Source organism: Citrobacter sp. CK180 (assembly GCF_030333655.1).
GTDB classification, from domain to species: domain Bacteria; phylum Pseudomonadota; class Gammaproteobacteria; order Enterobacterales; family Enterobacteriaceae; genus Citrobacter_B; species Citrobacter_B koseri.
In genome coordinates this window covers 106,759-129,599 of record NZ_JAOWFM010000053.1, presented here as the reverse complement: position 1 = coordinate 129,599, position 22,841 = coordinate 106,759, and the positions used below count along the sequence as shown (strand labels likewise).

Genomic DNA, 22,841 nt, shown 5'->3' with positions numbered 1-22,841 from the left:
TTAACGTTTCAACGCCTGATGGATATCAGCCGCCAGTTTGTTGATATCGCCGTCGCCCAGTGTCGATAGCGTAATACGCAGACCGTGGGCGGGCGCGTTGACGCCAAATGCTTCGCCTTCCCGTACCAGCCAGCCCGCTTTCGCCAGCATAAACGCGATGCCCTGGCTGTGGCTTTTCAACGGCAACCACGCATTCAGCCCATCGCCGGGGGCGTGTGTAAGCCCGGTTCGCTGGAGCGCGCAGGCCAGCTTCTGCTGCTGCGAAGCATAAAATTGCCGGGTCTGCGCCAGCGTTCGCTGATAGTTTTTGTCACTCAGACAGGCATGCACTAAATCTTGCAACAGATGACTGACCCACTGACTGCCGGAATTAAGGCGCAGACGCAGTCTGGCTGAGGTGGCGGGATCGCTGGCGACAATGGCGAGACGCAGATCCGGCCCCAGCGTCTTTGACATCGAGCGAACCACTGACCAGTGTAGCGTCTCCGGGGCGATCACCGGGTGCCAGGGAGATGAAGAGAGCAGGGCAAAGTGGTCGTCGATAATAACCAGCGCTTGTGGGTATTTCGCCACAATGTTCTGTAGCGCGGCGGCGCGGGAGGCGCTCAAACTGCACCCCGTAGGATTGTGGGCGCGCGGGGTTAAAATGACGGCGCGGGCGCCATTTTTCAGCGCCTGTTCCAGCATCTCAGGCTGCATACCTTCGCTATCGACGCCGACGGGGATGGCGGAAAACCCGGCGTAGCGCAGCATACTGATGCTGCTTAAAAAGCAGGGATCTTCCACCGCCACGCTGTCACCCGGCAGTAAATGGGCGCACAGCAGACGCTCGATGGCGTCAATCGCCCCACTGGTGATATCAATCTCGCCTTCGTCAGGTACGGCATCCTGCATCCACTGCTTCGCCCACGCGTGAAGGGCGGGAGAAACAGCCGCATCGCCGTAAAGACGCGGTGACTTATTTATTGTTGAAAAATAACTGCTGAGATCGGGCAGCCGTTGGGGATCGGGATTGCCGCCGGAAAGATCGGTCAGCGGCGTATCGGGACTGCTTCCTTCCAGCGCGAGCGGAGAAGGCGCACCTTTAATGACCGTACCGTTACGCCCCTGGCTCAGGGCCAGGCCGGATGTCACCAGCCGTTTGTAAGCCGCCGCGACAGTATTGCGGTTCACGTTTAATTCCGATGCCAGTTCCCGCACCGGCGGCAGCGTTTCCCCTGGCGCCAGTGCGCCGGTGGTGACATGCTGACGAATACTGTCAAAGATTTCGCTGGCGGTTTTTCCGTCGATCATTATTGACCTATGACAAAATGAATTTTAGCATATGACGATAATAGTGAGGCGTTAGCCCGCTGTCCAGTGAGAGGAGAGGTAAATGGGGCAGGATAGTGAAATACAGTCAGTGCTCTTCGACGATAAGCATCGGGCTTTACAGACCGACATTGTCGCCGTTCAGTCACAGGTGGTGTACGGCAGCGTAGGCAACAGTATTGCCGTACCGGCGATTAAAGCGCAGGGCTTGCGGGTGACGGCGGTACCCACGGTGCTGTTCAGCAATACGCCGCATTATGAAACGTTTTACGGCGGCATTATTCCTGCCGACTGGTTCAGCGGTTATCTCCAGGCCTTAAATGAGCGGGATGCGCTGCGTGAGCTTAAAGCGGTCACGACAGGCTATATGGGCAGTGCGGAACAAATCGTTCTGCTGGCGAAATGGCTGGAAACGGTGCGGATCGCGCATCCTGAGGTGTGTATTCTGGTCGATCCGGTGATTGGCGACACGGACAGCGGAATGTATGTGAAAGCGGAAATCCCGCAGGCGTATCGTCATTATCTGCTGCCGCTGGCGCAGGGGCTGACGCCGAATGTGTTTGAGCTGGAGATGCTCAGCGGCAAACCGTGCGGCACGCTGGATGAAGCGGTTGCGGCGGCGAAATCGCTGCTCTCCGACACGCTGAAGTGGATTGTGATCACCAGTGCGCCAGGCCAGACGGCGGATACCATCAATGTGGCGGTGGTGACGAACGGCGGCGTGGATGTGATTGAACACCCGCGTGTGGAAACCGATTTAAAAGGGACGGGCGATCTGTTCTGCGCCGAACTGGTGAGCGGTATTGTGCAGGGGAAAGCGCTGACGGCGGCGACGCGACATGCCGCAGAGCGTGTGCTGGAGGTGATGACCTGGACGCAGCGCTGCGGGTGTGATGAGTTGATTCTGCCACCGGCAGGGGAGGCGCGATGAAGAGTTATCGGCTGGTGGTTCGCCAGCAGGGGCGTGTGGTTGGTCACTTTGAAACGAGCGGGCTTGATGCGCTGGAGGATATCTGCGTGGCGCGCGCGATGTTCGGCATTGCGGGCGGCTATCAGTGCGAATTGCTGGTGTCGGACTCGGAGAAGCGGATGCTGGAAAGCGGGCCGGAAGGGATGAAGATCCTGATGCGCGAGAAGTGCTATCGTCCGGTCACCTCGCTGTTGTGAGTGCGTAACTATGCCGGATGGCGGCGAAAAACGCCTTATCCGGCCTACGATCTTTTATTGTAGGCCTGATAAGCGCAGCGCCATCAGGCAAACATCGCCTTATCCGGCCTACGATCTTTTATTGTAGGCCCGATAAGCGCAGCGCCATCAGGCAAACATCGCCTTATCCGGCCTACGATCTTTTATTGTAGGCGCTGATAAGCGAAGCGCCATCAGGCGCGGTTTTACCGTAACCAGGATAAAAAAATGGCGCCAGTCGGCGCCATTTTTCCCTGCGGCAAGAATTACTTCTTGATGCGGATAACCGGGGTTTCACCCACAGTCACGCTACCGGACAGTTTGATCAGTTCTTTGATTTCGTCCATGTTGGAGATAACAACCGGAGTCAGGGTAGACTTGGCTTTTTCTTCCAGCAGCGGCAGATCGAACTCAATTACCGGATCGCCAACTTTAACGCGTTGACCTTCTTCAGCAATACGCTTGAAGCCTTCGCCTTTCAGTTCAACGGTGTCGATACCGAAGTGAACGAACAGCTCAATGCCGCTATCCGATTCGATAGAGAACGCATGGTTGGTTTCAAAGATTTTGCCGATGGTGCCGTCTACTGGCGCGACCATTTTGTTACCGGTTGGTTTGATAGCAATGCCATCGCCAACGATTTTCTCGGCAAAAACTACATCCGGCACGTCTTCGATGTTGACGATCTCGCCAGAGAGCGGAGCAACAATCTCAATAGTTCCGGTGTCTTTCTTATCATCAGAAACCAGAGATTTTAGTTTATCGAACAAACCCATGATCTTCTCCTAAGCAGTAAATTGGGCCGCATCTCGTGGATTAGCAGATTGTTTTTTCTTCAATGAACTTGTTAACCAGCGTCATTAACTCGTCCGTTGTCGGTTGAGCAAGAGCCTGCTCTGCTAACACCTTCGCATCTTCGAAGTTCGTGTTACGGATAATCTTCTTAATGCGCGGGATAGAAATGGCGCTCATAGAGAATTCGTCCAGACCCATCCCCAGCAACAGAAGTGTAGCACGTTCGTCGCCTGCAAGCTCACCACACATGCCAGTCCATTTACCTTCAGCATGAGAAGCATCAATAACTTGCTTGATCAAGTTCAGCACGGACGGTGACATTGGCTGGTAAAGATGTGAAATCATATCATTACCACGGTCAACTGCCAGGGTGTACTGCGTTAAATCATTGGTGCCGATACTAAAGAAATCAACTTCTTTGGCTAAATGACGAGCAATGGTTGCCGCAGCCGGTGTTTCCACCATCACGCCAATCTCAATGCTTTCATCAAATGCTTTACCTTCGTCGCGCAGTTCCTGTTTGTAGATTTCAATCTCTTTGCGCAGCGCGCGAACTTCTTCAACAGAGATGATCATCGGGAACATGATGCGCAGTTTACCGAACGCAGAAGCGCGCAGAATGGCGCGAACCTGGTCACGCAGGATCTCTTTGCGATCCATAGCGATACGTACCGCACGCCAGCCCAGGAACGGGTTCTCTTCTTTCGGGAAGTTCATGTACGGCAGTTCTTTGTCGCCGCCGATATCCATAGTACGGACGATAACCGCCTGAGAGCCGCAGGCTTCAGCGACGGCTTTGTACGCCGCAAACTGTTCTTCTTCAGTCGGCAGCGCGTCACGGTCCATGAACAGGAATTCAGTACGATACAGACCAACGCCTTCCGCGCCATTGCGCTCTGCGCCTTCAACGTCACGAACGGTACCGATGTTGGCGCAAACTTCTACCTGATGACCGTCCAGCGTGATAGCCGGCAGATCTTTCAGTTTAGCGAGTTCCGCTTTCTCGGTTGCAACCTGCTCCTGAACGGCGCGCAGTTTTTCAATCTCTTCGTTGGTTGGGTTGACGTAAACCTGATTGTTTACGGCATCCAGAATCAGATAGTCGTCGTTTTTCACCTGAGAGGTGACGTTACCGGTGCCCACGATGGCCGGCAGTTCCAGAGAACGCGCCATGATAGAGGTGTGGGAGGTACGGCCGCCTGCGTCAGTGATGAAACCCAGCACCTTTTGCAGGTTCAGCTGTGCGGTTTCTGATGGGGTCAGGTCAGCGGCAACCAGGATGACTTCGTCCTTGATTGCGCTCAGGTCGATGATTGCCAGACCCAGGATGTTGCGCAGCAGGCGCTTACCAATGTCACGCACGTCAGCCGCACGTTCTTTCAGGTATTCATCATCCAGTTCTTCCAGGGCAGTGGCCTGACCTTCGATAACTTCATGCGCAGCTGCGTCAGCCGTCATGTTCTTATCTTTAATCAGGGCTATGATTTCCTGCTCCAGCTCCTCATCTTCGAGCAGCATGATATGCCCTTCAAAGATGGCTTCTTTTTCTTCACCGAACGTTTCACCAGCTTTCGTTTTGATCGCTTCCAGTTGCGCAGATGCCTTGGCACGACCGCTCAGAAAACGTTCAACTTCCTGATCAACCTTGTCGGCAGAAATTTTTTTCCGGTCAATGACGATTTCGTCTTCTTTCAGCAGCAGTGCTTTGCCGAAAGCGATACCCGGGGATGCTAAAATGCCTGAAATCATAACCCTACCTTACTTGTGACTGATTTTTAAAAGAACCCGGGAACTTACTCGAGTTCCGCCATCAGTTTGACCAGATGCTCTACCGCTTTTTGTTCGTCTTCGCCTTCAGCAGCGATGGTGACAACGGTGCCCTGAGTCAGGCCCAGAGTCTGTAGTTTGAACAGGCTTTTTGCGCTGGCGCTTTTGCCGTTGGAAGTCACAGTAATCTCAGAAGTGAAGCCTTTCGCTTCTTTAACAAACTGAGCAGCAGGGCGGGTGTGCAGACCGTTCGGAGCGGTAATGGTAACTTCTTGCTGGAACATTGTATTTCCCCAACTTATAGGTTTAGTGTTGTGGAACTAAAGTCTAGCCTGGCGGTTTGACTTTAGCCTGTATTGTTAGCGTCGGCGTAAACGGGACGCGACACACCAGGTGTTATGCGCAATCCGTTGCTGGCAACTGCTGGCCGCTGACGTTTCGCTCGTCATTAAACATTATGCCGTGAAAGGAAGACTTGAACCAAATCATTAAATCGATTCAGCTAGCGCTTTTCCTGTAACGATTAATTTCGGGCATCAAAATAATTAGTCTGGTTAAATACCAGACCCGGCAGGGTGAATCAATGCCAGGAGGGTTGAAAATTTGAAGCAGGCCACAAAAAAGCACCCAAAAGGGTGCTTTTTTACGCGTTTTTAACATGCTGGCATTACTGTTGCAGTTCTTTTTCAGTAAAGAGATCGGCAAACAAAGCAGTGCTCAGATAACGCTCACCCGATGACGGTAGGATAACCACAATATTCTTATTGGTAAAGGTTTCATCTTCCTGGAGCTTAAGTGCTGCCGCAACGGCCGCGCCGGAAGAGATCCCCGCCAGAATACCTTCTTCTTCCATCAGGCGACGAGCGGTGGAAATGGCTTCTTCATTTGTGATGCCGACAACTTTATCAATCAGTTTCAGATCGAGGTTGCCCGGAATGAAGCCTGCGCCAATGCCCTGAATTTTGTGCGGGCCGGGCTTCAGTTCTTCACCAGCCAGCGCCTGTGCGATAACCGGAGAGTCGGTCGGTTCTACTGCTACGGTAATGAGGTCCGTTTTGCCTTTGGTGCCTTTGATGTAGCGGGTGACGCCTGTCAGCGTACCGCCGGTGCCGACGCCGGAGATAAAGACATCGACCTGACCATCGGTATCTTCCCAGATTTCCGGGCCGGTGGTTTTTTCGTGAATTTCCGGGTTAGCCGGGTTGCTGAACTGCTGAAGCAGCAGGTATTTTTCTGGATCGCTGGCGACAATCTCTTCCGCTTTCTGGATAGCGCCTTTCATGCCTTTCGCGCCTTCGGTCAGTACGAGGTTCGCCCCCAGCGCTTTGAGCAGTTTGCGACGCTCAACGCTCATGGTGTCTGGCATGGTCAGCGTCAGCTTGTAGCCACGCGCGGCAGCAACATAAGCCAGCGCGATACCGGTGTTGCCGCTGGTCGGTTCCACCAGTTCGACGCCCGGTTTCAGCACGCCGCGTTTTTCGGCATCCCAAATCATATTGGCACCGATACGGCATTTAACGCTGAAGCTCGGGTTACGTGATTCCACCTTCGCCAGAATGCGTCCGTTACCGATACGGTTCAGTCGAACCAGCGGCGTATGACCGATAGTCAGCGAGTTATCTTCAAAAATCTTACTCATGGCCTGTCCTTAACTGTATGAAATTGGGATACATGGGCTAGCATACCTGCTCAGAGAATATGCGGAAGTAAGGATTTAGCATATCTATATTCGGAAGGGAAATAATGGCTACCTGGATGGAATAAGGAGCGGCATAAGCCCCTCCTTTTTTATACAACTATTTTACAGGTTTATGGGTGTGCTGTGATTCATTTCCATGACCCATGTCTGGAACGGTAGCAATCAACCCACATCGCCGTTGCGCCACACACGGCGACGGGCATGATCACCAGGTTAAGCACCGGGATCATGGTGAACAAACTGGTTAACACGCCGAACTGCATATTGGCGACTTTCTGCGTGCGCAGGGCGGCGCGCATCTCTTTGAACGGGACTTTGTGGTTGTCGAAGGGATAGTCGCAATACTGAATCGCCAGCATCCACGCGCTGAACAGGAACCACAGCACCGGGGCGACGGTTTGCCCGACTCCTGGAATAAAATAGAGAATTAACAGCACAATGGCGCGCGGCAGATACCAGATGAACTTTTGCCATTCGCGTTTCATAATGCGCGGCACATCTTTCATAATCCCCAGTACGCCGGTATCTGGCGGCGTTGCGCCGGTCAGGCGCGCCTCAAGCTGTTCCGCCAGCAGACCATTGAAAGGGGCGGCGATCCAGTTGGCAATGGTTGAAAAGAAATAGCCGAAGACCAGTAAAACCGAGATGACCGCAATGGGCCACAGCAGATAGCTTAACCACTGCAACCAGTCGGGAACGTGGCTCATCAGCGAAGGGATCCAGACGTCCAGTTGCGTAAACAGCCACCAGAATGCGCCGCCCATCAGCAAAATGTTTACCAGTAACGGCAAAATAACAAAGCGACGGATCCCCGGTTGCGTGACCAGTTTCCACCCCTGTGAGAAATAGTAAAAGCCGCTGCGAGGTGCAGTTGCGGATGATGACACCATAATCAGGACATGCTCCTTTAATAAAGCCCCGGGTAAACTTTGCGTATCTTACCGGGTTGTGACGCGTTCGCCAGTTAAGAAATGTTCGAAAAAACAGCAAAAAGCACGATTTCGTTCATCTTTATGCTGTGAAAGCCAAGAGCGCACTTGCACTTGACGTAATCGGCAAATACTCTTAGTGAGTAAATGTTTGCCGTGGTGGCAAGGTGTTAGAACAACAGAGAATATAATGATGCAGGATTTGCGTCTGATATTAATCATTGTTGGCGCGATCGCCATAATCGCTTTACTGGTACATGGTTTCTGGACCAGCCGTAAAGAACGATCTTCTATGTTCCGCGATCGTCCACTGAAACGCATGAAGTCAAAACGTGACGACGATTCTTACGACGATGACGTCGAAGAAGAGGAAGGCGTGGGTGAAGTTCGTGTTCACCGCGTGAATCATGCCCCCGGCAACGCTCAGGAGCATGATGCGCCTCGTCAGTCGCCGCAACACCAATACCAGCCGCCTTATGCGTCTGCGCAGCCTCGTCAACCGGCTCAGCAGCCGCCTGAAGCGCCAGCGCAGCCGCAGCAACGGCCGCAGTATGGGCAGCCGTCGCAACCGCAACCGGCACAACAACCGGCACAGCCTGTGCAGCAGCCAGTACAGCAACAGTCGGTAGCGCCGCAGGTTCAGTCTGCGCCGCAACAGCCTGTTCAGCCAGCGCCACAGCAACCTGCGCCTCAGCCTGCTCCGCAGACTTTCCAGCCAGCGGAACCTGTCGCAGAGCCTGCGCCAGCGCCTGAACCAGTAGTGGAAGAAGCGCCCGTCGCGGAAAAACCGCAGCGTAAAGAAGCGGTCATTATTATGAACGTCGCCGCTCATCATGGCAGCGAGCTTAGCGGCGAAGTGCTGCTGAACAGCATCCAGCAAGCGGGCTTCAAATTTGGCGATATGAATATTTTCCATCGCCACCTGAGCCCGGATGGCAGCGGCCCTGCGCTGTTTAGCCTGGCCAACATGGTGAACCCGGGAACGTTTGATCCTGAAATGACCGGTGATTTCTCCACGCCGGGGGTCACTATCTTTATGCAGGTGCCTTCTTACGGCGACGAGCTGCAAAACTTTAAGCTGATGCTCCAGTCTGCGCAGCATATCGCTGATGAAGTCGGCGGCGTGGTGCTTGATGATCAGCGCCGGATGATGACGCCGCAGAAACTGCGTGAATATCAGGATCGCATTCGCGAAGTGAAAGAATCCAACGCCTGAGAAACCCAGGCGTGATCCCCCCTTTCTGAACCCCCGCCTGTCGGGGGTTTTTTATCATTGATGGTGCGATATGGAATCAATCGAACAACAACTGACAGAACTGCGAACCACGCTTCGCCATCATGAGTATCTTTACCATGTGATGGATGCGCCGGAGATCCCGGACGCTGAGTATGACCGTCTGATGCGCGAACTTCGTGAGCTGGAAGCGCAGCATCCAGATTTAATTACGCCGGACTCCCCGAGCCAACGTGTCGGAGCGGCGCCGCTGGCGGCGTTCAGCCAGATTCGCCACGAAGTGCCCATGTTGTCGCTGGACAACGTGTTTGATGAAGAGAGTTTTCTGGCGTTTAACAAGCGCGTGCAGGATCGGCTAAAAAACAGCGATAAACTGACCTGGTGCTGCGAGCTGAAGCTGGACGGCCTGGCCGTCAGCATCCTGTATGAAAACGGCGTGCTGATCAGCGCGGCAACGCGTGGCGATGGAACGACTGGTGAGGACATCACCTCCAATGTGCGTACCATTCGCGCTATTCCGCTGAAGCTGCGTGGCGATAACATTCCGGCGCGTCTGGAGGTTCGTGGCGAAGTTTTCCTGCCGCAGGCCGGGTTTGAAAAAATTAATGAAGAGGCGCGCCGCACCGGTAATAAAGTGTTTGCCAACCCGCGTAATGCTGCGGCGGGGTCGTTGCGCCAGCTTGATCCGCGTATTACCGCGAAGCGACCGCTCACTTTCTTTTGCTACGGCGTCGGTATTCTGGAAGGTGGCGAACTGCCCGATACGCATCTGGGGCGCTTGCTGCAATTCAAAGCCTGGGGGCTTCCGGTAAGTGACCGGGTGACGCTGTGCGACTCTCCCGAAGCGGTGCTGGACTTCTACCACAAAGTGGAAGAAGACCGCCCGACGCTGGGTTTTGACATTGACGGCGTGGTGATTAAAGTCAACTCGATGGCGTTGCAGGAACAGCTTGGATTCGTCGCCCGCGCGCCGCGCTGGGCGGTGGCCTTTAAGTTCCCGGCGCAGGAGCAAATGACGTTTGTACGCGATGTAGAGTTCCAGGTGGGGCGGACTGGCGCGATCACGCCCGTCGCCCGTCTCGAACCGGTGCATGTTGCGGGTGTGCTGGTCAGCAACGCCACCTTGCACAACGCGGATGAAATTGAGCGTCTTGGCCTGCGCATTGGCGACAAAGTGGTGATTCGCCGCGCGGGGGATGTGATCCCGCAGGTGGTGAACGTGGTGCTTTCCGAACGCCCGGAAGAGACGCGCCCGGTCGGGTTCCCGACGCATTGCCCGGTGTGCGGTTCTGATGTTGAGCGCGTGGAAGGCGAAGCGGTCGCTCGCTGTACCGGCGGCCTGATCTGCGGCGCGCAGCGCAAAGAGTCGCTCAAGCACTTTGTTTCCCGCCGGGCAATGGACGTTGACGGCATGGGCGATAAAATTATCGACCAGCTTGTCGAGAAAGAATATGTCCACACCCCGGCAGATCTGTTCCGTCTGACGGCAGGCAAACTGACGGGTCTGGATCGTATGGGGCCGAAATCGGCGCAGAATGTGGTGAATGCGCTGGAAAAAGCGAAAGAGACCACCTTCGCGCGATTCCTCTATGCGCTCGGTATCCGCGAAGTGGGCGAAGCCACGGCGGCAGGGCTGGCGGCGTACTTCGGTACGTTAGAGGCGCTGGAAGCGGCCTCTATCGACGAACTGCAAAAAGTGCCGGATGTCGGCATTGTGGTTGCTACGCACGTCTTCAACTTCTTTGCTGAAGAGAGTAACCGGGACGTGATCGGGCAGTTACTGGCGGAAGGCATTCACTGGCCTGCGCCGATCGTGGTTAACGCCGACGAAATCGACAGCCCGTTTGCCGGTAAAACGATCGTCCTGACGGGCAGCCTCAGCCTGATGTCGCGAGATGATGCGAAAGCGCGCCTCGTGGCGCTGGGGGCGAAAGTGGCAGGCAGCGTATCGAAAAAAACCGATCTGGTGATTGCGGGCGAAGCGGCGGGATCTAAGCTGGCGAAAGCGCAGGAACTGGGGATTGACGTGATCGACGAAGCAGAGATGCTCCGCTTACTGGGTGTCTGATATGGAAAAAGAGCAGCTGATTGAGATAGCCAACACGGTGATGCCGTTCGGCAAGTACAAAGGGCGTCGGCTCATTGATGTGCCGGAGGAGTATTTGCTGTGGTTTGCCCGTAAGGATGAATTTCCGGCGGGAAGACTGGGCGAGCTGATGCAAATCACGCTGCTGATTAAAACCGAGGGGCTGACGCAACTGGTGCAGCCCCTGAAACGGCCTCTTTAAGCCTTCGCGGCGCGGCCTTCTTGCTGCGCCTGCAACTTATCGGTCTGGCGTTTGTAGCGACGCGCCAGCATCGCGCAGACCATCAATTGGATCTGATGGAAGATCATCAACGGCAGCACCATCATCCCAATCACTGAGGTGGGAAACAGGATATTGGCCATCGGGATGCCGTTCGCCAGACTCTTTTTCGACCCGCAGAAGACAATGGTTATCTCATCTGCTTTGTTGAATCCGAACCTGCGGGCGGCAAACACGTTAACGCCAATGACAATCGCCAGCAGCACAAGGCTGACGACGACAATAAACAACAACGAGCCCCATCCCACTTTGTGCCAGATACCGTTAACGACGGCTTCGCTGAATGCGGAATAGACGACCAGCAGAATGGAGGTCTGGTCCGTTTTCGCAATCCACTTTTTATGACGCGCGACCCAGTTGCCAATCCACGGACGCGACAGGTGCCCCAGTACAAACGGAAGTAACAGTTGCAGCATGATCTTGCCGACCTGTTCCAGGCTGCCTTCCGCTCCGTGGATATTCATCACCAGGCCGACGAGCAGCGGCGAAAGAAAAATCCCCAGCAGGCTGGAGGCCGATGCCGAACAGACGGCCGCCGCGACGTTTCCTCCCGCCAGAGAGGTAAAGGCGATGGCAGACTGTACGGTCGCGGGCAAAATACACAGGTACAGGAAACCGGTATACAGCATGGGATCGACATTGACGGGCGCCCACCAGGCAAATAGCACCCCGAGAACCGGAAACAGGATGAAGGTGCTGCACATTACCCACAGGTGCAGCCGCCAGTGGCTGCCGCCCGCGATAATGGCTTCGCGTGAGAGTTTTGCGCCATGCATAAAAAACAGCAGCGCAATCGCGGCGGTGGTTAAGCCTTCAAAAAACGGAACGAAATCCCCTTTGGCCGGAAAAAAGGAGGCCAGCAAAACGACGGTGATAAGCGTCAGCGTGAACGGATCAAGAATACGAAAAAGTTTCATAAAAACTCCTGAAAGTCGATGCAGGTATTTTGCTTTTTTCCGTTTGAGAAATAAAATTGATTTATTGCATCTATATATGAATTTAACAGATGAATTATTCTCTGCGTCAACTTCGTATCTTCGTCACCGTTGCTCAGGCTAAAAGCTTTAGTCGGGCAGGGGACGTCATTGGTCTGAGTCAGTCTGCGGTGAGCCACAGCGTAAAAGAGCTGGAACGGCAGACGGGAGTTAAGCTGTTGGATCGCACCACGCGAGAAGTGACGCTGACGGAGGCGGGTCAGCAGCTGGCGGGGCGTCTGGAGCGTGTTCTCGATGAACTGCACAGTACTCTGCGGGAAGCCGGAAGAGTGGGGACGCAGTTAACCGGCACCGTGCGCGTGGCGGCCAGCCAGACGATTTCCGCGCATCTTATCCCGCAGTGCATCGCGCAGAGTAACCAGCTGTACCCGGAAATTGATTTTGTACTGCACGATCGTCCCCAGCAGTGGGTGCTGGAGAGCATTCGTCAGGGTGATGTGGATTTTGGCATTGTCATCGATCCCGGGGCTGTTTCGGATTTGCAATGTGAAGCCGTGCTGTCGGAACCCTTTTTGCTGTTGTGTCGCCAGGATAGCCCGTTAGCGCAGCGGGAGTGGGTTAACTGGCAGGATCTTAAACATGAGCGGCTGGTATTGCAGGATTACGCCTCCGGCAGCCGCCCGTTGATTGACGTGGCTTTCGCGCATTTTGCCATTGATGCCACGATCGTGCAGGAGATTGGGCATCCCGCAACGCTGTTTCCGATGGTGGAGGCGGGGATTGGCATCAGCGTGTTGCCCGCGCTGGCGTTGCCGCTGCCTCAGGGAAGTCATTTGCAGGTGAAACGGCTGACGCCCGTCGTCGAAAGGCAGTTGATGCTGGCGAGACGCAAGAACCGGTCGCTCTCTACGGCGGCTCAGGCGCTGTGGGACGTCGTGCGTATACAGGCCAGTGAACTTACCGCTGGCCGTGCACGCGATCCGTTGTATCAGATATAAACATCAATTTGGTGATCGTCGGAAGGCGCGTTGACACCTTCGGCCCTGAGTTGTTTCTGCTCCTGCTTCTGCTGCGTTTCTTCTGCCTGCTGGCGCTGTAATTGCGCCAGCTGCGCCTGCAACATTTTAATTTGCGTCTGTATCAGTTCCTGCTGCTTTTGTTTCTCTTCTGTGCTGCCACTGCCGTCAGCAACCTCTTTGAGCTGCTGTGTAAGCTTTGTAATTTGCTGCGTGATGCGTGAGATTTGCGCAGACAGATCGTTACCGGTAGCGGCTTTGCTGCCCGTGCTGCCGCTCTGAACGGCGGAGACTGAAGTGTTGATCGTCGTCATTACCATTTCCTCTTGCCTTAAAACGTTAATATCGGCAGAGGTGAACAGACCTTCAGCAGTCCCTGCCATTTCTGGTGGGCAAATCAGGCAAAGTCTGACCATTTTATTTTACGTATCAATATACATTTTATATCGATCGTCCGGGAAAACGGTATTGGTAATCGGTTGGTTACTCTCGTTATAACAACGACGTACCCAACGTATTTATCGATTATTCCGTTTTTAAGGACCTCTTATGACCCACACCCTTTTTTCGCAGAATCCCTGGTACAGCGCTGACATCATTCGCGCGCGCAAGCCTGATTTTACCCCGCGTGTTGCTTTCATTCTTGGCTCCGGTCTGGGAGCGCTGGCGGAGCAAATTGAAGACGCGGTGGCGATTTCTTATGCGCGTTTGCCTGGTTTTCCGGTCAGTACCGTTCACGGGCATGCGGGGGAACTGGTGCTGGGGAATCTGGCTGGAGTCCCGGTGGCATGTATGAAAGGCCGTGGGCACTTTTACGAAGGTCGCGGCATGACGATCATGACTGACGCGATCCGTACCCTGAAACTGCTGGGCTGTGAACTGCTGTTTTGCACTAACGCCGCCGGCTCTCTGCGCCCGGAAGTCGGGCCAGGCAGCCTGGTCGCGTTGAGCGATCATATTAATACGATGCCGGGCACGCCGATGGAGGGGATGAACGACGAACGCTTTGGCGATCGCTTCTTCTCGCTGGCCAATGCCTACGATGCGGATTACCGCGCCATTCTCCAGCGCGTTGCAGGGGAAGAGGGCTTCACGCTTCACGAAGGGGTGTTTGTCTCTTATCCGGGGCCGAACTTTGAGACGGCAGCGGAAATTCGCATGATGCAGATCATCGGTGGCGACGTGGTGGGAATGTCGGTCGTCCCGGAGGTGATTAGCGCGCGCCATTGCGGACTAAAGGTGGTGGCCGTATCCGCGATCACCAATCTGGCGGAAGGGCTGGGTGATGTGAAACTGTCCCATGCACAAACGCTGGCGGCAGCTGAGCTTTCCCGGCAGAACTTCATCAATCTGATTTGCGGCTTCTTACGCCAACTGGCTTAAAACACAAAATAATAATGGCCCTGCTTGCAGGGCCGTACTTTACGGCAAGGAACGAAAAAAAATGGGTATTACGTCCCGCTTAAAAGTCATGTCGTTTTTACAATATTTTATCTGGGGAAGCTGGCTGGTGACCCTGGGTTCTTACATGATTAACACCTTACATTTTACTGGCGCTAACGTTGGAATGATTTACAGCTCAAAAGGGCTGGCGGCGATTATTATGCCGGGCATTATGGGGATCGTCGCCGATAAATGGCTGCGTGCCGAGCGTGCATATATGCTCTGCCATCTGGTGTGCGCCGGCGCGTTGTTGTATGCCACGACCGTGACCGACCCGGATGCGATGTTCTGGATAATGTTAATTAATGCAATGGCCTATATGCCGACTATTGCCTTATCCAACAGCGTTTCTTACGCCTGCCTGGCGCAGTCCGGCCAGGACCCGGTTACTGCATTCCCGCCCGTTCGCGTCTTTGGTACCGTGGGCTTTATTATCGCTATGTGGACGGTCAGCCTGATGGGGCTGGAGCTAAGCAGCGCGCAGCTGTACATTGCCGCTGGCGCTTCGCTGTTACTGGCGCTGTATGCCTTTACGCTACCGAAAATTCCGGTGGCGAAGAAGAATACGTCCGCCACGCTTGCCAGCAAACTGGGGCTGGATGCGTTTATCTTATTCAGAAATCCGCGAATGGCGATTTTCTTTCTGTTTGCGATGATGTTAGGGGCTGTGCTGCAAATTACGAATGTTTTCGGTAATCCCTTCCTGCACGATTTTGCCCGCAATCCGGCGTTTGCTGACAGCGTTGTGGTGAAATATCCCTCCATCCTGCTGTCTGTTTCCCAAATGGCTGAGGTGGGTTTCATTCTGACTATCCCGTTCTTTCTGAAACGCTTTGGCATTAAAACCGTGATGCTGATGAGTATGCTGGCATGGACGCTGCGCTTTGGCTTTTTTGCGTTTGGCGATCCATCCCCGTTTGGCGTTGTGCTGCTGCTGATGTCGATGATTGTTTACGGTTGCGCTTTCGACTTTTTCAATATTTCAGGATCGGTATTTGTTGAGCAGGAAGTCAGTTCGACGATCCGCGCCAGTGCGCAGGGGCTGTTTATGACTATGGTCAATGGCGTAGGCGCCTGGGTCGGGTCAATTTTGAGTGGTATCGCCGTGGACTACTTCTCGGTGGAAGGCGTGAAAGACTGGCAGACCATCTGGCTGGTATTCGCCGCTTATGCGCTGGCGCTGGCAGTGATTTTTGCGCTGTTTTTCAAATATAAACACGAGCCAGAAAAATGGCTGGCGAAACCACTGGCGCACTAACGGCTGAAACGGCGGGGTGCCTGCCCGCCGTTTCAACGTCCCTGAGACAAATGTGCTAACGTTGCGCATTATTCCTTATCTGTGGAGCGCAATAATCATGGAACGCGTACATCGTATAGATCTTAAATTATTGCGCTATTTTCTCGCTGTTGCTGAGGAGCTGCATTTTGGCCGGGCGGCGGCGCGTCTGAATATGTCTCAGCCTCCTCTGAGTATTCATGTCAAAGAGCTGGAAAATCAGCTTGGCACGCCGTTGTTTGTTCGCCATTCCCGCAGCGTGGCGTTAACGCATGCGGGGAAAATTCTCATGGAAGAGTCGCGGCGTTTGTTGTTCAGCGCGAATCAGGCATTTGCGCGCGTGGAACAGATCGGACGCGGTGAAGCAGGGCGCATTGAACTGGGCGTTGTGGGCACGGCGATGTGGGGGAAAATGCGTCCTGTGATGCGCCGTTTTTTGAAAGAGAACCCCAATGTCGAGGTGTTATTTCGCGAAAAAATGCCTGCGATGCAGATGGCGTTACTGGAGCGACGCGAGCTGGATGCTGGCATCTGGCGGATGGCGATCGAACCGACGGAGGGATTTACCAGCCTGCGCTTACATGAATCCGCATTTTTGGTGGCGATGCCGGAAGATCATCCTCTGGCTTGCTGCCCGGCGATCCCTCTTGATGCGTTACGCAACGAATATTTCGTTACTATGCCTTCGATTCATACCGACTGGGCATTTTTGCAACGTGTTTGTCAGAAAGCCGGATTTACGCCGATGATAGTGCGTGAAGTTATGGAGCCGCAAACGGTGCTGGCGATGATCAGCATGGGGATTGGCATTACGTTAATCGCGGACAGTTATGCGCAGATGAACTGGCCGGGCGTGGTGTTTCGCCCTCTGGAAGAACGTATTCCGGCAGATTTGTATATTGTTTACGAGCCGCAGCAGGCAACACCGGCATTAACGAAGTTGATTGATGCGCTGATTCGTTGAGCATTGCCGGATGGCGGCGCAAGCGCCTTATCCGGCCTACAAGACCCGTAGGCCTGATAAGCGAAGCGTCATCAGGCATATAAATATCGCGCATAGCAAAAAGGCGCCTTTAGGGCGCCTTTTTACATTGGTGGGTCGTGCAGGATGACTCGCTTCGCTCGCCCTTCGGGCCGTCGCCGCTAGCGGCTCCGTTGTCTCACTACGTTCGACCCGAACCTGCTACAGGTTCGAATCATAAATATTGCGCATAGCAAAAGGGCGCCTTTAGGGCGCCTTTTTACATTGGTGGGTCGTGCAGGATTCGAACCTGCGACCAATTGATTAAAAGTCAACTGCTCTACCAACTGAGCTAACGACCCGAAGTGGTGGGTGATGACGGGATCGAACCGCCGACCCCCTCCTTGTAAGGGAGGTGCTCTCCCAGCTGAGCTAATCACCCACTTCGGTACTTCATTTTACTGCAAGAAATTCAGCTGGCGAGAAAGTGGTGGGTGATGACGGGATCGAACCGCCGACCCCCTCCTTGTAAGGGAGGTGCTCTCCCAGCTGAGCTAATCACCCCCGCTGTGTGGAGTCGCATTATAGGGAGAGTTGAAAATGAGTCAACGCATTTTCTAAAGAAATTGTCCGTTCGTCGTAAATTTAAACAAAACGATCGCGAATTACTCCGTTCAGCATGATTTGTATACGAAAATCGCAAAGCGTGATGTTCCAACCCGAACAACATTGAGGAATCAGACCACGGTGATAGAATACCAGCCTGATAATCTTTCCCGGATTTGCCGGTTGTCGGCATCTTTAATAAACGTAAGGCCATTTCATGAAAATCAAAACTCGCTTCGCGCCAAGCCCGACAGGCTATCTGCACGTCGGCGGCGCGCGTACTGCTCTTTACTCCTGGCTTTTTGCACGTAACCACGGCGGTGAGTTTGTGCTGCGTATTGAAGACACCGATCTCGAACGCTCCACGCCGGAAGCTATTGAAGCCATTATGGATGGTATGAACTGGCTGAGCCTGGAATGGGATGAAGGCCCGTATTTCCAGACCAAACGTTTTGATCGTTACAACGCGGTGATTGATGAGATGCTGGAAGCGGGTACGGCATATAAATGCTACTGCTCCAAAGAGCGTCTGGAAGCGCTGCGTGAAGAACAAATGGCGAAAGGCGAGAAGCCGCGTTACGACGGCCGCTGCCGTCATGGTCACGAACATCATTCTGACGATGAGCCTTGCGTTGTGCGTTTTGCCAACCCGCAGGACGGCTCCGTTATTTTTGACGACCAGATCCGTGGGCCGATCGAATTCAGCAACCAGGAGCTGGACGATCTGATCATTCGTCGTACCGACGGTTCCCCGACCTATAACTTCTGCGTGGTCGTGGATGACTGGGATATGGAAATCACCCATGTGATTCGTGGCGAAGACCATATCAACAACACGCCGCGCCAGATTAACATCCTGAAAGCGCTGAACGCGCCGGTTCCGGTGTACGCGCACGTTTCCATGATCAACGGCGACGACGGTAAAAAACTGTCCAAGCGTCATGGCGCGGTCAGCGTGATGCAGTATCGTGACGACGGCTACCTGCCGGAAGCGCTGCTGAACTACCTGGTGCGTCTGGGCTGGTCCAGCGGCGATCAGGAGATCTTCACCCGTGAAGAGATGATCAAGCTGTTCTCGTTGAATGCCGTGAGCAAATCCGCCAGTGCGTTCAACACTGACAAACTGCTGTGGCTGAACCATCACTACATCAATTCTCTGGCGCCGGAATATGTGGCAACGCACCTGCAATGGCACATTGAGCAGGAGAATATCGATACCCGTAACGGCCCGCAGCTGGCTGAACTGGTGAAACTGCTGGGCGAACGCTGCAAAACACTGAAAGAGATGGCGCAAAGCTGCCGCTATTTCTATGAGGACTTTGCTGAGTTCGACGCGGATGCGGCGAAAAAACACCTGCGCCCGGTCGCGCGTCAGCCGCTGGAAGTGGTGCGTGATAAGCTGGCGGCCATCACAGAGTGGAGCGCAGAAAACGTACACCATGCAATTCAGGCGACAGCCGATGAACTGGAAGTGGGGATGGGGAAAGTCGGTATGCCGCTGCGCGTTGCCGTCACTGGCGCAGGCCAGTCTCCGGCGCTGGACGTCACGGTGCATGCGATTGGTAAATCCCGCAGCATTGAGCGCATCAATAAAGCGCTGGCTTTTATCGCGGAACGTGAAAATCAGCAGTAAGGTGTATTAACCGTAGGCCGGATGGGGGTTGCGCCGCCATCCGGCCTGTTGCCCGATGGCGCTGCGCTTATTGGGTCTACGATTCATCAAGGCCCAAACGGGCGAGAAAACCGCGTATGCCTTCTCGCGACAGAAACTGCGCCAGCTTTTCCTGCTCTTTGGACGACATGTTTTCCACGGCATCAATAATCTGGCGATAGGCGTGGCTGCGCACAACGTGGCTGTATTCGGCAAGCGGCTCCTCCGCCTGATAAAACGCAGAATGGTTGCGGAAGGCAGGGATGTTAAGAATAAATTCCTGTACGCGAGCATCAATGTGAATGAGCCTTGCCCGACCGCCTTTTACGCCCGGAAACTTTTCAGTTTCCCATCCTTGTTCTCTGATCCACCGATTAACGGTTTGTCTGGCGACGCCAAGGCACTCCGCCAGCTCTTCGGTCGTCATTTTGCTGCGTAATTTTTTCATATTATTTGCTATCGCGAATCCCTAAGCGTTGTAACAAACCGGTAATCCCTTCACGCAAAAGCAAAGACGTAAAGTGCTTCTGTTCAGATGGCGTCATCTCTTTGACCAGCGTGACCAGCAGCGATTCAAGAGAGGTATCGCTGGTTAACGAAAAGGATTCCGATGCTCCCTCCGCAGAACGCTCGGCGCTGCGGATATATTCGCGAACCTGCTCATTAACGTGTACCAGCCGGGCTTTTCCTCCCTGTACGCCTGGTTTGGGCGACGTCGTCCAGCCTTCCTTGCGCACCCATTTGTTGATGGTTTGTCGGCTGTAACCGGTCAGATTAGCGAGTTCTTCTGGCGTCATCCGTTCCTTGAACATAACGATTCCCTGAATAGTCGTATGGTTAATTAGCGGTTCACTTTATAGCATCATTTTAGTTGAAACCGTGACGCGTTTAACTACTAAATGCGAGTTGTTACGCAATGTTCTTCATTTGCCTGCTTTTTCAGCGATTGAATTTGCCGGTGGCATTTTGCCGTTGACACATGCGAAGGGAATTCATATGATGCCGCCCGTCAACTCGACAAGCTTTACGTGACGGGGCTATAGCTCAGCTGGGAGAGCGCTTGCATGGCATGCAAGAGGTCAGCGGTTCGATCCCGCTTAGCTCCACCAAATTTGAATCCCAACAAATCTGGTACGTAAAAGCATCGTGGGGCTATAGCTCAGCTGGGAGAGCGCTTGCATGGCATGCAAGAGGTCAGCGGTTCGATCCCGCTTAGCTCCACCAAAATTTGAACCCTCGCTGAAAAGCGGGGGTTTTTTGTATCTGCGTTCCCGCCATTTTTGTAATACAGTTTCAGTAAGCGTCAATACCTTTGTATCAAATGAAAGAACGTGTAAGAGCGCCTGATATCAGGCCTGTGCAGGTTTGCTTCGCGTCACGAATAAACTTATTATTTGTGTGCCTTATAGCGTGACTGATGAGAACAGGGAATCTATGCAGGATAAGCATAACTTACTAAAAAATATAAAAATATTTATCGTTTCTTTGACGCTATCCATTGTCGGCATACAGTTCTCCCGCTCTATTTCTCCGCTCGCCGTTGTCGATGACAGCTCTATTTTCCTGGCCTGGCTGCCGCTATGCGTCATGTTTTCCGTGCTGTTCTTATTTGGCCGACGCGGTATTGTCCCCATCATTTTAGCGATGATGGCGACCAATCACTGGAACCTTCATCTCCCGTTAATGCAGGCAGCGGTGCTGTTATTTTGTCAGACCTTTTCCGTATTGGGCATTTGCGGGATTGTCCGCTGGCAAGTGGGGGCGCGCTGGCGTCATGGATTGCCTGACAGGAATATCTGGTTGCGTATCTTCTGGCTCGGGTTTGTCGCGCCGGCGGGCATCAAAGCCAGCATGTATCTCGCGGGGCATTGTCTGGACTACCCTGTTGCGATATCAACATTCTTTGGTACGGCAACCATTATTTATACCATCGTGGATATTCTGAGCCTGATTTCAGCGGTCCTGATTTTCACTATGCTCTTTTATTATCCTCTGCGGATGATAATCAACCCGCGCTATTGCCGCATTTTCTGGCGCAGGGACATTGCGCCGTATCTGGTCAAAGAGAAGCGTCTGTTTACCCTGACCTGGATCTCCGTCGTCGTGGCGCTGATCGTTCTGATGTGCGCGCCTTTTGATGCCGACTATATTGCCGGTTATCTGGTGCCCGTCTTTTTTATTGTTTTTACGCTCGGTGTGGGCAGGTTGAGTTATCCGCTGCTGAACCTCAGCTGGGCCATCTCTGCGCTGTGCCTGCTGGTGTATAACCGGAATTTCTTGCAGGGCGTCGGCTCCGAATATTCACTGGCCTTTATCCTCTCTGTTCTCATCTCCTTTAGTATTTGTTTGCTGTATATGGTGTGTATTTATCAACGCAGCGAATGGTTGAACCGACAGTGGCATGGCCAGGCGTTAACCGACCCGTTGACGAGCCTTCCTAACATTCGCGCGCTGGAGCAATTTTTGTTGCAGGGAACAGGACAAACGGTTTGCTGCCTGCGGATGGAAAACCTGGAATTTTTGAGTCGACATTACGGCATGCTGATGCGCGTTCATTGCAAACGCTCGGTGTGTCGAATGCTGCAACCGTTCCTGCAAGAAAACGAGAGCGTATTTCAGGTGCCTGGCAGCGAATTGTTGTTAGTGCTTCGCGGCCCTGAGACGGAAGCCCGCCTGCAACATATGGTTAATCTCCTCAATAGCCGCAAAATTTACTGGAACAATACCGGGCTGGACATGGAATACGGCGCCGCGTGGGGCGTTTACGACGGCAGGCAGGAGACGCTGCAACCCCTGCTGGGGCAGCTTAGCTGGCTGTCGGAGCAATCCTGCGCGAACCACCGGGTTATGGCGCTGACCCAAAGTCTTGAGGTGGTCTCCGATCAGACGACGGAACGGGTATTACTGCTGCAAAAGGTTCGCAAAGCGCTGGAGAACGGCGATCTGGTTTTGTACGCGCAACCGATTCTCAACGCGCAGGGGAAGGGGTATGCGGAGGTTCTGGCGCGGCTGAAAAGTGATGACGGCATCATGACACCGGATCAGTTTATTCCACTGATTGCCCAATTTAACCTCAGCGCCCGCTTTGATTTACAGGTTGTGGAGGCCCTGCTGCGATGGATAGCTACCCACCCGACGACAGCGCCGGGCGCCCGTTTCTCGGTCAATTTAATGCCGTTGACGTTACTGAATAAAGAGAGCGCATCACGCATTATCGGCCTGTTCAGGCGTTATGGTATTACGCCAGAAAGCGTGATCATCGAAATCACCGAAGAGCAGGCGTTTTCCAATTCTGAAATCAGCACGCAGAATATTGCGCAACTGCGGAATTTCGGTTTCAGGATAGCCATTGATGATTTTGGTACGGGATACGCGAACTATGAACGTCTTAAACGCCTGCGGGCAGACATCATCAAGATTGATGGTTGCTTCATAAAAGATATTATGACGGACTCTCTGGATGCGATGATCGTGAAATCAATTACCGATCTCGCGAAAGCGAAATCCTTATGCGTGGTTGCCGAATTTGTCGAGACGCCGGAGCAGCGGGAATTACTCTTAAGCCTGGGCGTGAACTATCTGCAAGGTTATCTGATTGGGCGACCGCGCCCGCTGGAAGCGCCACAGCTATAAAAAAACCGGGGAACATGTCCCCGGTTGCGCGTCG

21 protein-coding genes, 5 tRNA genes and 1 other RNA gene are annotated in these 22,841 nt (G+C 53.7%); 13 read left to right on the top strand and 14 right to left on the bottom strand.

Annotated features, from left to right (window positions below):
- Positions 1-1,293, bottom strand: coding sequence for a MocR-like B6 salvage transcription factor PtsJ (gene ptsJ / locus OGV50_RS16445; RefSeq protein WP_110493975.1), 1,293 nt, complete (start codon positions 1,291-1,293; stop codon positions 1-3).
- Between the two features lie 82 nt (positions 1,294-1,375).
- On the opposite strand from ptsJ, the gene pdxK reads away from it, so the two are divergent.
- Entirely contained in the window at positions 1,376-2,242 is an 867-nt protein-coding gene (pdxK, locus tag OGV50_RS16440; protein WP_012131364.1) for a pyridoxine/pyridoxal/pyridoxamine kinase, read from the top strand.
- On the top strand, positions 2,239-2,478 hold the full coding sequence (locus OGV50_RS16435; RefSeq protein ID WP_012131365.1) for a hypothetical protein: 240 nt from the start codon (positions 2,239-2,241) through the stop codon (positions 2,476-2,478). The genes pdxK and OGV50_RS16435 overlap by 4 nt, the downstream gene beginning before the upstream one ends.
- Before the next feature lie 284 nt (positions 2,479-2,762).
- Here the strand turns inward: OGV50_RS16435 and crr are convergent, their stop codons facing one another.
- The 5 genes from crr to cysZ all read right to left on the bottom strand — a co-directional run bounded on the left by crr (position 2,763) and on the right by cysZ (position 7,647).
- Complete coding sequence (crr, locus tag OGV50_RS16430) at positions 2,763-3,272, bottom strand: PTS glucose transporter subunit IIA (protein WP_000522253.1); 510 nt, start codon at positions 3,270-3,272, stop codon at positions 2,763-2,765.
- A 40-nt stretch (positions 3,273-3,312) separates the two neighbouring features.
- Complete coding sequence (gene ptsI, locus OGV50_RS16425) at positions 3,313-5,040, bottom strand: phosphoenolpyruvate-protein phosphotransferase PtsI (RefSeq protein ID WP_047462162.1); 1,728 nt, start codon at positions 5,038-5,040, stop codon at positions 3,313-3,315.
- A gap of 44 nt (positions 5,041-5,084) precedes the next feature.
- The gene (ptsH, locus tag OGV50_RS16420; RefSeq protein ID WP_005971891.1) at positions 5,085-5,342 is read right to left on the bottom strand and encodes a phosphocarrier protein Hpr; all 258 of its coding nucleotides are present in this window, start codon (positions 5,340-5,342) and stop codon (positions 5,085-5,087) included.
- A 383-nt stretch (positions 5,343-5,725) separates the two neighbouring features.
- A complete protein-coding gene (cysK, locus tag OGV50_RS16415; protein WP_047462171.1) occupies positions 5,726-6,697 on the bottom strand; it encodes a cysteine synthase A in 972 nt (323 codons plus the stop codon).
- A gap of 188 nt (positions 6,698-6,885) precedes the next feature.
- The gene (gene cysZ / locus OGV50_RS16410; protein WP_286488637.1) at positions 6,886-7,647 is read right to left on the bottom strand and encodes a sulfate transporter CysZ; all 762 of its coding nucleotides are present in this window, start codon (positions 7,645-7,647) and stop codon (positions 6,886-6,888) included.
- Positions 7,648-7,876: 229 nt separating this feature from the next.
- Between cysZ and zipA the strand changes: the two genes are divergently transcribed.
- The 3 genes from zipA (at position 7,877) to OGV50_RS16395 (ending at position 11,208) form a co-directional block, all read left to right on the top strand.
- A complete protein-coding gene (zipA, locus tag OGV50_RS16405; protein WP_115181312.1) occupies positions 7,877-8,902 on the top strand; it encodes a cell division protein ZipA in 1,026 nt (341 codons plus the stop codon).
- Positions 8,903-8,972: 70 nt separating this feature from the next.
- Positions 8,973-10,988: an NAD-dependent DNA ligase LigA gene (gene ligA, locus OGV50_RS16400; protein WP_200090876.1), complete on the top strand. Its 2,016-nt coding sequence runs from the start codon at positions 8,973-8,975 to the stop codon at positions 10,986-10,988.
- A gap of 1 nt (position 10,989) precedes the next feature.
- Positions 10,990-11,208: a DUF3820 family protein gene (locus OGV50_RS16395; protein WP_012131373.1), complete on the top strand. Its 219-nt coding sequence runs from the start codon at positions 10,990-10,992 to the stop codon at positions 11,206-11,208.
- Here OGV50_RS16395 and OGV50_RS16390 read toward each other — a convergent pair.
- Positions 11,205-12,203 carry a bile acid:sodium symporter family protein gene (locus OGV50_RS16390; protein ID WP_012131374.1) on the bottom strand — a complete coding sequence of 333 codons (999 nt, stop codon included), beginning with the start codon at positions 12,201-12,203 and terminating at the stop codon, positions 11,205-11,207. The genes OGV50_RS16395 and OGV50_RS16390 overlap by 4 nt on opposite strands.
- Positions 12,204-12,292: 89 nt before the next feature.
- On the opposite strand from OGV50_RS16390, the gene OGV50_RS16385 reads away from it, so the two are divergent.
- Positions 12,293-13,219, top strand: coding sequence for a LysR family transcriptional regulator (locus OGV50_RS16385; protein ID WP_286488636.1), 927 nt, complete (start codon positions 12,293-12,295; stop codon positions 13,217-13,219).
- On the opposite strand, the gene OGV50_RS16380 is transcribed toward OGV50_RS16385, so the two are convergent.
- Positions 13,210-13,551: a FlxA-like family protein gene (locus OGV50_RS16380; protein WP_024130136.1), complete on the bottom strand. Its 342-nt coding sequence runs from the start codon at positions 13,549-13,551 to the stop codon at positions 13,210-13,212. The genes OGV50_RS16385 and OGV50_RS16380 overlap by 10 nt on opposite strands.
- A 235-nt stretch (positions 13,552-13,786) precedes the next feature.
- Between OGV50_RS16380 and xapA the strand changes: the two genes are divergently transcribed.
- The 3 genes from xapA (at position 13,787) to OGV50_RS16365 (ending at position 16,920) form a co-directional block, all read left to right on the top strand.
- Positions 13,787-14,620, top strand: coding sequence for a xanthosine phosphorylase (xapA, locus tag OGV50_RS16375; protein WP_200090866.1), 834 nt, complete (start codon positions 13,787-13,789; stop codon positions 14,618-14,620).
- A 61-nt stretch (positions 14,621-14,681) separates the two neighbouring features.
- Positions 14,682-15,938: a nucleoside permease gene (locus OGV50_RS16370; protein ID WP_286488635.1), complete on the top strand. Its 1,257-nt coding sequence runs from the start codon at positions 14,682-14,684 to the stop codon at positions 15,936-15,938.
- 97 nt (positions 15,939-16,035) lie between these two features.
- Complete coding sequence (locus OGV50_RS16365; protein WP_012131381.1) at positions 16,036-16,920, top strand: LysR family transcriptional regulator; 885 nt, start codon at positions 16,036-16,038, stop codon at positions 16,918-16,920.
- Between the two features lie 128 nt (positions 16,921-17,048).
- On the opposite strand, the gene OGV50_RS16360 is transcribed toward OGV50_RS16365, so the two are convergent.
- The 4 genes from OGV50_RS16360 to OGV50_RS16345 form a co-directional block, all read right to left on the bottom strand.
- Positions 17,049-17,174: non-coding RNA, RtT sRNA (locus OGV50_RS16360), on the bottom strand.
- Between the two features lie 29 nt (positions 17,175-17,203).
- Positions 17,204-17,279: transfer RNA gene (locus tag OGV50_RS16355), tRNA-Lys, on the bottom strand.
- Between the two features lie 4 nt (positions 17,280-17,283).
- A tRNA-Val gene (locus OGV50_RS16350) sits at positions 17,284-17,359 on the bottom strand.
- A 46-nt stretch (positions 17,360-17,405) separates the two neighbouring features.
- Positions 17,406-17,481 (bottom strand) — tRNA-Val (locus OGV50_RS16345).
- A 259-nt stretch (positions 17,482-17,740) separates the two neighbouring features.
- Here OGV50_RS16345 and gltX point away from each other — a divergent pair.
- Complete coding sequence (gltX, locus tag OGV50_RS16340; protein ID WP_047462188.1) at positions 17,741-19,156, top strand: glutamate--tRNA ligase; 1,416 nt, start codon at positions 17,741-17,743, stop codon at positions 19,154-19,156.
- 76 nt (positions 19,157-19,232) lie between these two features.
- Here gltX and OGV50_RS16335 read toward each other — a convergent pair whose 3' ends face one another.
- Together OGV50_RS16335 and OGV50_RS16330 are read right to left on the bottom strand one after the other, a co-directional pair.
- Positions 19,233-19,622, bottom strand: a complete 390-nt coding sequence (locus OGV50_RS16335; protein WP_012131383.1) for a MerR family transcriptional regulator — start codon at positions 19,620-19,622, stop codon at positions 19,233-19,235.
- Position 19,623: 1 nt separating this feature from the next.
- Positions 19,624-19,986 (bottom strand): YfeC-like transcriptional regulator, encoded by a 363-nt coding sequence (locus OGV50_RS16330; RefSeq protein WP_200073624.1) that lies wholly within the window; start codon positions 19,984-19,986, stop codon positions 19,624-19,626.
- A 221-nt stretch (positions 19,987-20,207) separates the two neighbouring features.
- Between OGV50_RS16330 and OGV50_RS16325 the strand changes: the two genes are divergently transcribed.
- The 3 genes from OGV50_RS16325 to OGV50_RS16315 all read left to right on the top strand — a co-directional run bounded on the left by OGV50_RS16325 (position 20,208) and on the right by OGV50_RS16315 (position 22,807).
- Positions 20,208-20,283, top strand: a tRNA-Ala gene (locus OGV50_RS16325).
- Between the two features lie 39 nt (positions 20,284-20,322).
- Positions 20,323-20,398 (top strand) — tRNA-Ala (locus tag OGV50_RS16320).
- Between the two features lie 210 nt (positions 20,399-20,608).
- Positions 20,609-22,807 carry a bifunctional diguanylate cyclase/phosphodiesterase gene (locus OGV50_RS16315; protein WP_200090863.1) on the top strand — a complete coding sequence of 733 codons (2,199 nt, stop codon included), beginning with the start codon at positions 20,609-20,611 and terminating at the stop codon, positions 22,805-22,807.
- The last annotated feature ends 34 nt before the right edge of the window (positions 22,808-22,841 follow it).